The 14882-nt window shown below is 40.5% G+C and carries 10 protein-coding genes; 6 read left to right on the plus strand and 4 right to left on the minus strand.

Annotated elements, in window-relative coordinates:
- The first annotated feature begins 177 nt into the window (after window positions 1–177).
- Window positions 178–2160: a primary-amine oxidase gene (locus ACR5KR_RS17045; RefSeq protein WP_448267290.1), complete on the plus strand. Its 1983-nt coding sequence runs from the start codon at window positions 178–180 to the stop codon at window positions 2158–2160.
- Between the two features lie 119 nt (window positions 2161–2279).
- The gene (locus ACR5KR_RS17050) at window positions 2280–2849 is read left to right on the plus strand and encodes a peptidylprolyl isomerase (protein WP_448267291.1); all 570 of its coding nucleotides are present in this window, start codon (window positions 2280–2282) and stop codon (window positions 2847–2849) included.
- A 72-nt stretch (window positions 2850–2921) separates the two neighbouring features.
- Here the strand turns inward: ACR5KR_RS17050 and mutS are convergent, their stop codons facing one another.
- The 4 genes from mutS to ACR5KR_RS17070 form a co-directional block, all read right to left on the minus strand.
- Window positions 2922–5582, minus strand: coding sequence for a DNA mismatch repair protein MutS (mutS, locus tag ACR5KR_RS17055; RefSeq protein WP_448267292.1), 2661 nt, complete (start codon window positions 5580–5582; stop codon window positions 2922–2924).
- A gap of 377 nt (window positions 5583–5959) precedes the next feature.
- Window positions 5960–6424, minus strand: a complete 465-nt coding sequence (locus tag ACR5KR_RS17060; protein ID WP_445631330.1) for a tellurite resistance TerB family protein — start codon at window positions 6422–6424, stop codon at window positions 5960–5962.
- A 294-nt stretch (window positions 6425–6718) separates the two neighbouring features.
- On the minus strand, window positions 6719–8047 hold the full coding sequence (locus ACR5KR_RS17065; RefSeq protein ID WP_448270096.1) for an IS4 family transposase: 1329 nt from the start codon (window positions 8045–8047) through the stop codon (window positions 6719–6721).
- Between the two features lie 364 nt (window positions 8048–8411).
- Complete coding sequence (locus ACR5KR_RS17070; protein WP_448267293.1) at window positions 8412–8864, minus strand: hypothetical protein; 453 nt, start codon at window positions 8862–8864, stop codon at window positions 8412–8414.
- Between the two features lie 147 nt (window positions 8865–9011).
- Here ACR5KR_RS17070 and ACR5KR_RS17075 point away from each other — a divergent pair, with 147 nt between their 5' ends.
- The 4 genes from ACR5KR_RS17075 (at window position 9012) to ACR5KR_RS17090 (ending at window position 14882) form a co-directional block, all read left to right on the plus strand.
- Complete coding sequence (locus ACR5KR_RS17075) at window positions 9012–9449, plus strand: hypothetical protein (RefSeq protein ID WP_448267294.1); 438 nt, start codon at window positions 9012–9014, stop codon at window positions 9447–9449.
- A 137-nt stretch (window positions 9450–9586) separates the two neighbouring features.
- Window positions 9587–10453 (plus strand): Rpn family recombination-promoting nuclease/putative transposase, encoded by an 867-nt coding sequence (locus ACR5KR_RS17080; protein WP_448270235.1) that lies wholly within the window; start codon window positions 9587–9589, stop codon window positions 10451–10453.
- Window positions 10454–10804: 351 nt separating this feature from the next.
- Entirely contained in the window at window positions 10805–12097 is a 1293-nt protein-coding gene (locus tag ACR5KR_RS17085) for a hypothetical protein (protein ID WP_448267295.1), read from the plus strand.
- A 1618-nt stretch (window positions 12098–13715) separates the two neighbouring features.
- On the plus strand, window positions 13716–14882 hold the full coding sequence (locus tag ACR5KR_RS17090) for a PAS domain S-box protein (protein ID WP_445631324.1): 1167 nt from the start codon (window positions 13716–13718) through the stop codon (window positions 14880–14882).

Here is a 14882-nt window from a genome sequence, read left to right on the forward strand (position 1 = left end):
CCAGTTAACCTCTCTCGAGCAATTATGAGCTACATCAATTAAATCAAGGAATATATTGGGTTTCACAATCGGGGACTCTGTTGGCAAATTAATTTGGCTTTAGCTTCTATATTTTATCGGGTTTGAATCTTAGGCTTGGAAATAGATAACTATAAGTCTTTTGTAAAAACGTCAAAGATGATTAAGCGGCTAAAGCGTTTTTTGTGGCTAGCTATTGCCATCATTGTTGTCATTTTTATCTCAATCGGATTAATGGAAAAATTGACGGCTCAACAGCCTTCGATTTCCCATCCTCTCACTTCGCTAACTGAGGTAGAAATTAACACAGCCGTTTCTGTCATCCAAAGAGAAAAAACTTTGAGCGAAATGGCAGCTTTTCCACTTATTGCTTTACAAGAACCAGATAAAGAAGAAGTTATAAAATTTACACCTGGTAAAGCTTTTGGGCGAAAAGTTTTTTTGGTAATCTATGAGCGATCAGAAAACAAAACCTTTGAAGGAATTGTTGATCTGACAAGCAAAACCTTAAGTTCTTGGAAAGAAATACCGTCTGTTCAACCTGCGATCGCTAATTCAGAATATGAACTAGCAACTCAGGTAGTTAAAGCCGATCCCCGATGGCAAAAAGCGATGCAAAGGCGGGGAATTACCGATTTCGATCGAGTTAAAATCAGTTGGTGGGCACCAGGAATTCTCAGCGAACAGGAAGAAGCAACAGGTAATCGTCTTTGTCGCGGCTTATCTTACTACAAAGGTAAAAGCTGGAATTATTACGGTAGTCCCATCGAAGGAGTTTTAGCAACAGTCAATTTGAATACGGGTAAAATTGCTAGTTTTGTTGATAGAGGAAACATACCTTTCTCTGAAGAAAACTGGGATTACGATCTCAAATCCTTGGGTAAATTACTTTCACCACTTAAAGCATTAAAAATACTCCAACCTAATGGTAGAAGTTTCCAGATCGCAGACAATGAAATTAGCTGGCAAGGTTGGAAGTTTCGCTATTCAATGCATCCTCGCAATGGATTAATGCTCTACCAAGTGACACACAAAGACGGGGAAAACATTCGACCACTTTTATACCGTGCTAGCCTTTCAGAAATGGTAGTACCTTATGGCGATCCTAAGCCTACTTGGTCATTTAGAAATGCCTTTGATGTTGGAGAATATAACTTAGGTTTACTAGCAAATACGATGGAATTAGGTAAAGAAATTCCTGAAAATGGCTTGTTGTTAAATGCTGTATTTGCTAATGAACAGGGAGAACCTTATCAAATACCAGGGGTTATCGGTATCTACGAGCGCGACAACGGAATGCTGTGGAAACACTATGAATATAATACTCAGCGTAATGATGTCCGTCGCAGTCGAGAATTAGTGATGAAGATGACGGTAGCCATTGATAACTATGATTACAGCATCAATTGGATCTTTCACCAAGATGGGACTTTGGAAGTCCAAAATGAATTAACGGGTATTGTATTGGCCCAGGGAACGGCTGCCCAAAAGCCATCTGATGACGATTCTTATGGTCGGTTAATTGCTAAGAATATCTTTGGAGTAAATCATCAGCATTTTTTCAACTATCGGCTAGATTTCGATGTCGATGGTCAAGCTAATTCTGTGATGGAAATGAATGTGAAAGCTTTGCCGATGCATGAGAAAAATCCTTTAGGAAATGCGATCGCACTTGCAGAAACCCCACTAGCTAAAGAAACGGCTGCTGTACGCGATTTGGATATGAAAAGCAGTCGGGAATGGATGATTGTTAGTGCAGACAAAAAGAATACTCTCGGTGTTGCACCTGGATATATGCTGATGCCTGAAGGAAACTCGATATTTTTCCCTGTGGAAGGCTCAAAAATCCGGGAAAGGGCAAAATTCGCAACTCATCACCTCTGGGTAACAAAATATAAACCTACTGAACTTTATGCTGGCGGCGATTATCCGAACCAAACTCAACCTGGACAGGGTTTACCAAAATATATCTCAGACAATGAGTCTTTGCTGGGTGAAGATATCGTAATGTGGTACACAATGGGCGTAACTCATATTCCGCGATCAGAAGATTGGCCTGTGATGCCTGTTCACCGAGTTGGCTTTAAGTTAGTCCCTAGAGGATTCTTTAGCCGGAATCCAGCGATAAATTTGCCTGAGTAAAATATTTGTTGGCTCAAGTTTCCTGCCTTCAGGTTTTTTGTTATGTCTAAAGGCGGTAACTTGAATGCTGATAAACTTATATAGTTCAAACACTGGCACTTGTTAAAATAGGATATCTAATGAACTTTCCAGAAATTAATATTCCCGGTGATGGAACACTGCACGCTCGTTTAATTACTTCCTTGGGTGAAATTGTAGTTCGTTTGGAAGAAGAGCGAACTCCTAACACCGTCAAAAATTTTGTCGGTCTAGCAACTGGAACAATCGACTGGAAAGACCCTAAAACTGGTCAATCTGGTAAGGGAACTCCAGCTTATGATGGAGTTCGCTTTCATCGGGTCATCCCTAATTTTATGATTCAGTGTGGCGATCCTCTGAGTCGTTATCTAGATACAGCCAACCGATGGGGTACTGGTGGTCCAGGATATCAATTTGAAGATGAGTTTCATCCTGAATTGAGACACACTCGTGCAGGTATCCTGTCAATGGCTAATGCCGGACGCGGTACTAATGGTTCGCAATGGTTTATTACAGAAGCACCAACACCTCACCTTGACAACAATCACAGTGTTTTTGGTGAAGTTGTCCAAGGTCTAGATATAGTTAGCAAGATTGCTAATGTGCCTACAACTAGAGATCGTCCGAATCAAGAAGTGGTGTTAAAAAAAGTAGAAATTTTTAGGCAGTAATTAACACCTCGGTTTGTAGTAAGCACTTTAGTGTTTAGAAAATCAGGACTAAAGTCCTTACTACAAATTTGCTTACCCATCAAGATTTTGCAGCCCCATCGCAATCTTACTGTGTTTTTCAATTTGCCCCATCACTTGTTTTGCCCGTTGAATAACTACGGCTGGTAAACCCGCTAATCTTCCCGCTTCAATTCCATAAGACTTATCAGCACCTCCTGGTTGAACTTGGTGCAAAAAGATAATTTGGTCGGGTAATTCTTTCACCGTCACTTGATAATTAGCCACATTCGGGATAATGCTAGCCAGTTCATTTAACTCGTGGTAGTGAGTGGCAAAAATTGTGCGCGAGCGAATATCCACTGCTATATATTCTGCCACCGCCCAAGCTATGGAAAGACCATCAAATGTTGCTGTGCCGCGACCAATTTCATCTAATAGTACCAGCGATCTAGATGTGGCATGATTGAGAATATTTGCAGTTTCATTCATCTCCACCATAAACGTAGATTGACCAGTCGCTAAATCATCTACTGCACCGACACGAGTAAAAATGCGATCGCATATTCCCAATCTGGCAAATCTAGCTGGTACAAAACTACCAATCTGTGCCATTAACTGAATCAATCCCACCTGACGCAAATAACAACTTTTGCCACTGGCGTTTGGCCCAGTCAGAATAATTAAATCGGGATTGTCATTTGTCTTTTGTCCTTTGTCATTTGTCCTTTGTCCTTTGTCACTTGTACTGAGCGTAGTCGAAGTATTTGTTATTTGTTCTTCGTTATCTGCTAACGACTCTTGACCCAATTGTGTCGAATTCGGTACAAAGAATCCCGCAGGTAAAGACTGTTCCACCACGGGATGACGACCATCAACAATGTTTATCTCTCTTCCTGGCAATATTTCGGGACGACAGTAACCTTGATGTACCGCTAACTCCGCCAAACCACACAATACATCCGCCGCCGCTACTGCACGAGACAGATTGCGAATTACTTCTGCCTCTTGTGCTACTTCTTCCCGCAACGCTGTAAAAATCTCATATTCCAACTGATTTAAATCTTCTCGCGCCGTCAAAATCCGGGCTTCTCGTTCTTTTAAATCAGGGGTGATGTAACGTTCCTCATTGGTCAGGGTTTGCTTGCGGATATAATTAGCGGGTACTTGGTCGGCTTTGGTGCGAGAAATGCTGATGTAATAACCAAAGGTTTTGTTAAATCCTACCTTGAGTGTGGAAATTCCTGTCTTAGCTCTTTCATCAACTTCCAAGTTGGCAATCCACTGCTGGTCTGCTTCTACAGTTGCTTTTCTTTCATCCAATAGGGGATTCACACTGGGGCGAATCAATCCGCCTTCTTTAATTAGTATGGGTGGCGACTCTACAAGATGTGCGTGTAACTTTTGTGCCAATTCTTCCAACACACTTGGGACTTTCTGCAAAGCTTTGAGAAATGGAGAACGCGTCTCAACTACTAAGTTGGATAATTCCGGTAAGCGTGAGAGAGAATCTGCCAAAGCTACTAAATCTCTAGCATTAGCTGTACCAGAACCCGCCCTGCCTGTGAGGCGTTCTAGATCGTAAATTTGCCTTAATAAATGCCGCAAATCTTGACGCAGGGGTGTATTTTCCATCAATTCTTGGATGGTATCAAGACGTGCCCGAATGCCTTTAATATCGAGTAGCGGTTGCAACAACCATCGCCGCAAAGCCCGCCCACCCATTGCTGTACTAGTTTTATCTAATGCCCAAAGTAGGGAACCGTGAAAAGTGCCATCCCGAACGGTTTGGGTAATTTCTAAGTTACGACGGGTTTGATTGTCAACAATTAGATAGTCGGTGACAGTGTAGCTGCGGAGTCTTTGAAGAGTGACAGGGTTTTCTTTTTGGGTATCTTCCAGGTATTCCAGAAGACCACCGGCTGCACGAACAGCGAGAGGAAGACGATCGCAACCGAGTCCTTCGAGCGATCGCACTTTAAATTTCTGCAATAATCTCGGTTTAGCTTCTCCTTGAGAAAAGGGAAGTTGCGATCGCAAACTATAGCAAAATGATGGTGGCAAACACTCAGGAAGATGTGGCGAAGTTTCTCCCGGACGCAGCAAACTACCTAAATCGGGCGCATTTGTCGGAACTAACACCTCTGAAGGTTGTAAGCGCATTAATTCTTGAGTCAAATGTTCTAAATCGCTACCTTGAGTCGTGAGAAATTCTCCTGTAGAGATGTCTGCATAAGCTAAACCCCAATGATTTGCGGCAATTACTACTGCTGCTAAGTAATTATTGCGACTGGATTTGAGCATTCCTTCTTCTAGCAAAGTGCCAGGTGTCAGAATGCGCGTTACTTCCCGCCGCACCAATCTCCCAGCAGCTTCAGAAGCATCTTCCACTTGATCGCAAATTACTACTGCATAGCCTTTTTCTACTAGCATCGTCGCATAGCGTTCCCAAGCGTGATGTGGAACACCAGACATCGCCACCCGTCCCTGTTCCCCAGCTTGCTTACTAGTGAGAACTAATTCCAACTCTTGCGCTAGTTTGACAGCATCTTGGAAATAGCATTCAAAGAAATCTCCTACCCGATACAGCAATACCGCGTGAGGATATTTATCCTTCGTCTCGACATAATGCAAGTACATTTGACTTAGCTTACTGCGATCCACCTGTAGATGGTCAGAAATAAAAGTACTTGCATCGGGCTTGGTAGATGGAGTTTCGGAGTGAGAGGCAGTCATAGATGCTATCGAGTTATGCACGGAAATTCCCCAAGATCCGATGATAACGTGATGTGAAAGTTGAATGGCGATCGCTCAAGGATATTTTACCTTTATCTGAAAAATGTTAATTTTGATACAATGCAAAATTCCCAACTTCTTCATGAAGCCGGGAATCTGAACAACTTAACTCAAACAAAATTATTTCATATTCTAAATTAGCAACCCCAAATTAAAGATGGTAGATGACTGATACCAATTTGAAAAATGATTGCGACAGATGGAAAACTGAAACACTTATTTAATGGAGATTTCACAATCCAAAATCGTTCGACTGAGCGCAGCCGAAGTCTAAAATCTAAAATCCAAAATGGTATGGGGTTGCAAGTCAAAAAATATTACTCTTCTTCCTCTTCTTCGTCTTCTTCTCCGAACACTGCGTCTATGAGTTCTTGTGCGCGTTCGTCTGAAATATTTAAGGCTTCTTGAAGTTCAGAGATATAATCTTGTTCGCTTTCAGGTACTTCTTCGTCAATCCCTACTACTAAGATAGCTGTAATGTATGCAGCTTCCCGATAACCTCTATTGGGTAAGGATTCAATAGACTGAGCGATTAAATCTTCTGGTTCTTCTTCTTCAATCAAGCTGACGACTTTTTCGGTCAATTCTTCAAAGTCTTCTTCAGAGTAATCTTCAAATAAGTCAACCCGACCGAGAAATTCACTCAAAGCATATTCTTCTGTGGAAGAAATACCTTCACCATCAGCCGCAGCGGAAAATAACCCAAGAATTGCGATCGCCACTTCTGGTTCTAGAGCAACTGAACTAACACTACGGCCTTTGGGCAACTTGCGTTTAGACATAATTATCCTCTAAAAGTTACGTGATATTTCAGGAAGTCATATTTTGTGATTTATCATGCTTCCTCGATTTATGATTCCCAAAAGAATGCAGAAATATACATTGGGATGAATCTTTTTTTCGTAAAAAATACGCAGAGAGTATATTCATCTGCGTATAAAAACGGTTAAGTTTCCTTAAGCAATGAGATTTTTAGTACTTGTGTACGCTGCGTAACCTACAAACCGGGGTTTTACCCCACCCTAACCCTCCCCTTGTAAAAGTTTTACCCCACCCTAACCCTCCCCTTATAAAGGCTACGGTGTACACACAAGTTTGCCCAGAGCGAGCTTCCAGCCAAAAAAGGTGGATTCAAATTGCTCAAGTCCGCGGCTCAAAGTAGTAATACCGGGAGGTTTTTGGGATTTGTAACCAGACCAACCACCAAGCCGAGCGATAATCCAAGTCGCCCAAGCAAGAGTTGAAGGAGGATAGGGATTTTGTTGCAGTCGAGTTTTACCTTCTAAAGTAGGAGCAATAGTAGATAAATATTGCTGTTGCTCATGAGAAAAAGCAATATTTGCCGGTAAATCAGGATGATCCCGTCCACCAATCAGTTGTAAAATTCGCACAGCAACAGACAAGGCTAATATAGTTAATCGTTGAATGGCGGTAACCGACTCTAATTGGGTGGCTTCGAGATTTAATCCGGCAGTTTTGAGTGTGGCAAACAGTTGTTCAATTCGCCATCGCCATGTGTACCATCGAATCACCTGTAGTGCTTGTTCTAAACAAACGACTTGGTGGGTAGTGAGTAATCGCCAATGAATCGGTGCTTGACCTGATGGTGGGTTGACTTCAACTGCTTCCACTGCGTAAAGTGTCACACTAGGGGGATAATCTTGCCCATTCAACTTATCTGGACGTTGAATTTTCACTACCGCACGGCGAACAATTAATAATGCCTCCCTTGCTGTTCTACTTTGGCGTGCATCTGACGGCACATTGACTGTATAAGTACCCTCACTGGGCTGTTCATTTAAGTATGTATAAAGTGATTGGGTTTTTCCCACAAGGCGACGGTCAATGCGCGCTCTCACCAACACATGATTGTCTTGATTTGGGACTGTAGCAAATTCCTCATACATATCGCTTTCGCGGTCGGCGATGTGAGTCACTATTTTGGCATTGCCAATAGTTAAACATCTTTGCGTTTCTTCGGCAGAACGTAGCCACTTGTATGATTCTTTCTTTTCTATTGGTAATCGGCTGTAATTGCGCTCATGCTTATCCTGATGGTTAATATCTCTCGTCCACAGTTGTACTGTACTTATCCCCAAGGGAAATCCATTTGCTGCATCTAATACTAGTGTTGGATGAATATAAAATCCTACATCCGTGTTGTTTCCGACTACACCGACACCCTTTGCTTTCAACCTGCCTACATGAGACTGCAAGTTAATTTCGCTTGTATCACTGATAGCTAATATATGCTTTCCTTCTACATGAGTTACGCATTCGTCTGATAGGCTTCGCACTAATTCCCCTACTGTCACATTCTCATTCTCCAAAAACCGATAGTATCCTACTTGTTCGGCTCTATTTTTACTTATTTGGCGAATGCTCACTGATTGATTTTTTCCCAAAGCTTCGTACAATGCTGCCCCCTTTTAGAGAGTCGCGGGTCTCCAAATGCTTTTCCCTCAACTGCTTGCGCGTGTCTTTTGATTGGATTTTCCATCACCTTTTTCTCCCCACAACTCCTTCCCTTATTACTTTACTTGGACTTGTGTGTACACCGTAGCTTGTAAAGGGGAGGGTTAGGGTGGGGTAAAACCTTGGTTCATCAGCTATTTCAGACTTGTGTGTACACCGCAGCCTTATAAAGGGGAGGGAACTAGATAGATTTCTTTTTTCCCCCCTTTATAAGCGATGCCTGAGCTTGTCGAAGGGGGGATTAAGGGGGGTAATTCGACTTGTGTATACGATTAAATTTCTTTTTTCCCCTTTCTAATGTTGATTTGGAGTTCGCAATTGTTGATTTGGAGTTCGCAATTGTTGATTTGGAGTTCGCAATTGCTGATTTGGAGTTCGCAATTGTTGATTTGGAGTTCGCAATTGTTGATTTGGAGTTCGCAATTGCTGATTTGGAGTTTGCAATTGCTGATTTGGAGTTCGCAATTGCTGATTTGGAGTTCGCAATTGCTGATTTGGAGTTCGCAATTGTTGATTTGGAGTTCGCAATTGTTGATTTGGAGTTCGCAATTGTTGATTTGGGGTTCGCAATTGTTGATTTGGGGTTCGCAATTGCTGATTTGGAGTTCGCAATTGCTGATTTGGAGTTCGCAATTGCTGATTTGGAGTTCGCAATTGCTGATTTGGAGTTCGCAATTGTTGATTTAGCGATCGCAATTGTTGATTTAGCGATCGCAATTGCTGATTGCACTTATTCTCAAACAACAAATAGATATGAAAAATGAGTAAAAATACAGACAAACTCGTAATTATTTCGTTGAACTTTTAATGAAATAAATCCACAAAACTACCCATTTCAGGCAAAAGGATACTCCACTATGTTGAAAAAGGAAATCTTAAAAAAAAGGATATCTCATGTCTTTAAGAACTCGTAGTTCTGCTGCTGTTGACAAAGCCCAACTTCGTCTCGCCTTGCTTAAATCCGTTGATGAAAATCTGGATTTAGGATATGGATTAAACATTGAATCCTACAACCACCTCATCAATACTACCCGTGCGACGTTAGAAGCTCATAACACGCTTGTATCCAATCTTGAAGAATCGCGTAAAACAATAATCCAGATGGATAAAGCCCTCTCCGAAATGTCTGAACGAATGCTAAGTGGAGTTGCAACTATCTACGGCAGAAACAGTATACAGTATTCCAAAGCTGGCGGCTCTAATGGAAAAAGAAATAAAAAATCTATTTCAAAAGTTGCTCCAGTTGTAGCGGTTCTTTCCACAGAACCGGCTCAAGCTGCAATTGCGGATGCGTCAACTAACGGTAAAAACACAACTCCTTTACTGCAATAATCCACTTTTTGCATAAATCTAGTGCGTTGTCAAGCATAAAATTGTGTATTAAAAAACTCCATTCACTTATGGGTGGAGTTTTTCATAATTCCATACCCAAATATGCAATTAGACCACAACATATCAAATATACGCCCTTGAGTTACGATAACACCTGCAAATACCTTGCCGAAAAATACCCTGGTGACTTTGCCAGATGGCTACTTGCATCTGACATCTTAGATATCCAAGTACTTAAAACCGAACTCAATCTCGAACCGATTCGTGCTGATTCGGTGACATTCCTGCAAATCGCCAATCAAATCTTACATTTAGAGTTTCAAACGACACCAAAATCCAAAACCCCGCTTGATTTTCGGATGCTAGATTACTACACCAGATTAAAACGAGAATACTGGTGTGATATTGAGCAGGTGTTGATTTTTTTACAACCCACCTCCTCAGAAATTGTTTTTAATACCCAGTATGTAGATAAAAAAACCAGACACGAGTATCGAGTGATTCGTTTATGGGAAGAAGATCCCACACCGCTGCTAGCTAACCCTGCACTTTTACCACTGGCGACATTAGCCAGAACCGACTCACCCGCAGACTTATTAACTCAAGTCGCTACTGCTGTCGATATGATTGAAGAAACAGACGAACGACAGAACATATCAGCTTGTGTTCAGGTTTTAGCTGGTTTGCGGTTTGATAAAAGTTTGATTACACAGCTTTTCAGAGAGGAAATTATGCAAGAATCTGTGATTTACCAAGACATTCTGCAAAAAGGATTGCAACAGGGAGAAGAACGAGGAAAGAAACAGGAGGCGCTACAACTGATTATGCGTCAGTTAACACGTCGGGTTAGCGCAATTGAGCCAGAGATAGAACAGCAAATTTGCACATTACCCATTACTCAACTAGAAGATTTAGCTGAGGCGCTGTTAGATTTCTCCAGTCAAACCGATTTAGTGAATTACTTAGGAAATATTTCTTTACCTCAACCCAATCAAGAAGATTAAGAAACTATCTCTACGGGTAAGCAAGTTACCCACAGTATCTTATATAGATAGCGGTTCTCAATTGCACGAAATACAGACCTAATCCCCAACCCCTTAAGAGCTAGCGTTGGGGAGTGAGCATCAAAGCCTCTCTCCTAAAAGGAGAGAGGTTTGGAGAGAGGTCAAAATAAATGTATTGCTTCCACTCGAAAAGGTTCAAATCCATCAAAACTGCTGTAAACACTAGGATTAAAATTTCTGGCTGACAGTGGAATGTTGAGAGTATCAACCAAATTCTTTCTGTTCGTTATTGCCAAAACCGGATGCTCCCCACTCACACCCTCTATTTTCCTTGAAAATATCTGAAAATATATGAAATTTAGAACCTGCAAATATCCTTTCGCACTCATCCTAGTCAGCTTCGGTTTTGTGCAGATAGCTGATGCTCAAACTCCTGTAGCTGAAATCTCCAACTTATCTCAAGAAGTTTCTGTACTTCGGAAACAGGGCCCAAAAGGGTTACAAGTATTTCTTAAATCCCATGCTAATACATTAAATACCGCTTCTTCAGGAGCAGTTCTACCTTCTCCTGCACTTCGGCTAGCTTTAGATGAACTTTGTCAACAACGGGACTGTTACGCCTCTCGTTTGTACTGGTATACTGATATAGAACAAGCCAAAGCTGCTGCTAGAGCTAGTGGTAAACCCATTCTATCTCTGCGGTTATTGGGTAGGCTGGATCAAGATTTGAGTTGTGCTAATAGTAGATTCTTCAGGGTAGCACTGTATCCGAATGTAGAAATTTCTAAACTGCTTCAAGACCGTTTTATTTTGCATTGGCAATCAGTGCGCCCTGTACCCAAAGTAACTATTGATTTTGGCGACGGACGCAAGTTGGAGCGAACGATTACAGGCAATAGCATTCATTATGTATTAGATGCATCAGGTCGGCCAATCGATGCTATTCCAGGGTTATATAGTCCCAAAGCATTTTTGCAGCAGCTAGAGCAGGCTGAATTAGCAGTAAAAAATTACAGTAAACTTACACCAAGCGATCGCGAGTCTTATTTAAGAAAATACCACAGCGATCGCTTAAATTCTATCCAAGCTCAATGGGTTGCAGATTTATCCCGCCTGGGTATCCAATCTCCCCCTAAGTTGGCAGAAACTCCCAGCAATCCCACTCAACCACCAACAGCAGAAATAGCAAGCTCTCTAGCAGTTTCTAAAATGAGAGTTGAAACGCCAATGTTAACTGCTCTCCAGTCTAATGCTGAACGGAATCAAAACGCCTTAGCTGAAATTACTGACCAGAAAGTTTGGGACAAAATTGCTCAACTCTATGCCCCCGATGTCAAGCTAGATCGAAACAGCATCTCTCTAATTAGAGCTAAAAAGTCTCAATCTGCCAACACTCAAAAAGATAATTTGCCGATAATAGTGAAAAATTTTGAAGCCACAATGGCTTTAGATACAGTCAGAAATGAATATATGTTGCACAGCCAAATTCATCAATGGTTTATGCAGGGTAAGCAAACAAGGAGTGTGGAAGCGCTCAATGAACAAGTATACGGACAACTATTTTTAACTCCTAGTTCTGACCCTTGGTTGGGGCTTTTCCCCAGCGACAGCTACAGCGCCATTGATAATGATGGTATTCGTTAGTAGCTCATAAACCAATACAGTTCAGTTAAGAAAAATTGTAGTGGCGTGGCAAGCAAAAAAATAGTGCATTAGAGCAGGGTGGTTTCATACGAAAAAAGAAAAATACATAAGCCTTGATTTCTTGTTTTGTAGCATGGCTTTTTACCCCTCTCTAAACCTCTTTCCGAAAAGTCGATAGGCTTTGAAACCCAGTTTTAGTTTTTCTCTGGTTGTATGAAATTACCCTGCTTTCCCCGTGGGAGAGGCAGGTTGGGAGGAAGAGGTTTATCGAACTCACGTTAAGTAAAAAGGAGTGATGAGATTTTATTACATTGACACCTCACTCATCACTCCTTGTAACTTGCGCGTTGATTAGCTGTTACGCATTGTTAAATTACACCAGCTTACTACTTCATTTATCCTCTAACTAAAGAGACGGATAATTATTAAGTTCATACGTGATTGACGATACAAACCTTTTTAACTTATTAATATTTATCTTTACAATTCTAGATATAGTAGACCATTGCTTGTTCTTAATAGTTTTACTCTTACCCGTGTCAGATAGTTTTATAATGAATTTGAAGATGGAAAGGCTTGGATTCCCAAGTTCTTAAAGAAAATGGGAAGGTCTGCGCTAAAGGAGAAGTACCTAGCGTCGAGATGAAATCTAACCCCTACAAAGGAGTAAGGTTGAAATTTCTAAGCTTTTGGTGTTAGCAATAAAACTTTTAAAACACCTTCTTAAAAAAATTGGGAATCTTGTTATGAATTTTTTATAAAGTTTATTAAGTTTATTAATAGCCAAAGTATTCAGAATCACCAACAAACTTAACTTAGATTCTATCTCTTTGGTAGTAATTGCTTAATTCTTGTGATGGAAGTTGGGTAAAGTCTTATTAGTTATTCTTAGAGGGTGTTTGAAAAGTGTCGTATAGCATATTAAATTGTGACATTACACCCCCAACCCCCCTTATAAAAGAGGGCTTCAAAAGACTATTTCCTCCCCTTTCCAAGGGGGGGTTAGGGGGGTATTAGAGACTTTGGGTAACAAATATAGCTTTCCAAACATCCTTTTAGTAAAAATGGAAACAATCATTATTAGCACTAAATTATTTATTAGGAGGAATGACAAAGCGGATTCAACAATAATAGTCAGAAATTAAGGTTGAGATGTAGAGTTTTCCGTCTGCTCTTTGCTAATCATTATTTTGACTGACTTATCAGTTTAGTCAAAAATTAGCATAATCTTAGATGGCAGATTTGGTACTCGTATTTAGCTGAGTTTACATAATTTTACCACCAAGGGTAGAAGTAATACTTAGCAGAACTCCGTAAAATTTCTAGTAAATAAATATCTCTGTGGATGCTTTGCAATTTGTAGATTCAATTTACTTTGAGCATCTAGGTTGAATGCTACATGTGTCATTTAAAAACTGGCTAATCTGTAGCAACTATAGGATATAAATTGTCAAAAACCCAAAATAAATTAACTTTATTACTTCAATTACATGAAAATTGCAATTTATAACCTATTAAATTTATAATTCAATAAAATTAAGTATACTGCAATTTTTTTCAAGGGTTTACTTAGTAGTTTTTTTACTTAACTTCTGCAAGCAAATGGCGGGAATTTAAGGTGAACATAGAAAAATTTGTCCAACGTACAGAAATATTGCACAAGCGTTTAGCAGATTTATACCAAACTGCTAGTTTATTACCTTGGATTTCGCCTGATTTGTTACCGGAAGCTTTTAAGGAACTCCATAACACCTCAAAAATAGCACAGTTAGCGGCAGAGGAACTTTATCAGCAAAACGAGGAACTAGTAAAAACACGGAATTGGTTAGAAGCAGAGCGCCATCACTACCAAGATTTATTCGAGTTAGCGCCAGACGGCTATTTAGTGACTAATACAGAAGGAATTATCCAAGAAGCTAACCTCACCGTAGCTAAGTTGTTGAATGTTTCCAAGCATTTTTTAGTGGGCAAACCAATAATTAACTTTGTCCTTCTAGAAGAACGTCAGCAAATTCGCAACGAACTGATACAGCTATCGCAATCAGACAAAGTTAAAGAGTTATTGGTACGTTTGCAACAACGTTATGGCGAGCTATTTTATGCAGCTTTGACAGTGACAGTTGTCCGCAATCAGCAGGGTAAGGCAATTTCTCTGCGCTGGATGGTGCGTAATATAACCCAGCGTCAGCAATTAGAATCAGCAATTAAAGACAAGAGTGACATTTTCAACAATCGCCCCCTACATAAATATGATAAAGGAGAAACTATTCCCCTCAACCCATTAGTAATTTGGTATGTTTCTCAGGGTTTGGTGAAACTCAGTACCTACTGTGAAACGGGTGAAGAAGTGCTGATTGGATTGGCAACACCAGGAATGGTTTTTGGTTCTAGTTTGACATCTTTAGACATTTACCAAGCAACAGCGCTTGCTGATGTTAGCTTAGTGTCAATTTATGCAACAGAAATATCAGCTTCTACAACACTGAGCCATACGCTTTTACCAAAAATTAAGCAGCGGCTACAGCAAACAGAATCTTTTTTAGCAATTTCTGGTAGACGGCGAGTACAAGATCGCTTACAACATCTATTACAACTTTTGAAACGAGAAGTGGGTGAAACTGTACCAGAGGGAACTCGCCTAAATATTCGCTTTACTCACGAAGATATTGCTAGCGCCTGTTGTACCACTAGAGTAACAATTACACGATTGATAGGGAAATTGCAAGAAGAAGGTATAATCAGTTTCGACTTCAAAAAACATATTATCTTGAGAAATGTTGATTGA

It is taken from the genome of Nostoc sp. DSM 114159 (genome assembly GCF_053470285.1).

Excerpts from the sequence above, each read along its gene's own strand:
- ACR5KR_RS17060 (WP_445631330.1), bottom strand. The coding sequence starts at position 6,424 with ATGTCTAAACGCAAGTTGCCCAAAGGCCGTAGTGTTAGTTCAGTTGCT.
- ACR5KR_RS17085 (WP_448267295.1), top strand. The coding sequence starts at position 10,805 with ATGAAATTTAGAACCTGCAAATATCCTTTCGCACTCATCCTAGTCAGC.
- mutS (WP_448267292.1), bottom strand. The coding sequence starts at position 5,582 with ATGACTGCCTCTCACTCCGAAACTCCATCTACCAAGCCCGATGCAAGT.
- ACR5KR_RS17050 (WP_448267291.1), top strand. The coding sequence starts at position 2,280 with ATGAACTTTCCAGAAATTAATATTCCCGGTGATGGAACACTGCACGCT.
- ACR5KR_RS17045 (WP_448267290.1), top strand. The coding sequence starts at position 178 with ATGATTAAGCGGCTAAAGCGTTTTTTGTGGCTAGCTATTGCCATCATT.
- ACR5KR_RS17075 (WP_448267294.1), top strand. The coding sequence starts at position 9,012 with ATGTCTTTAAGAACTCGTAGTTCTGCTGCTGTTGACAAAGCCCAACTT.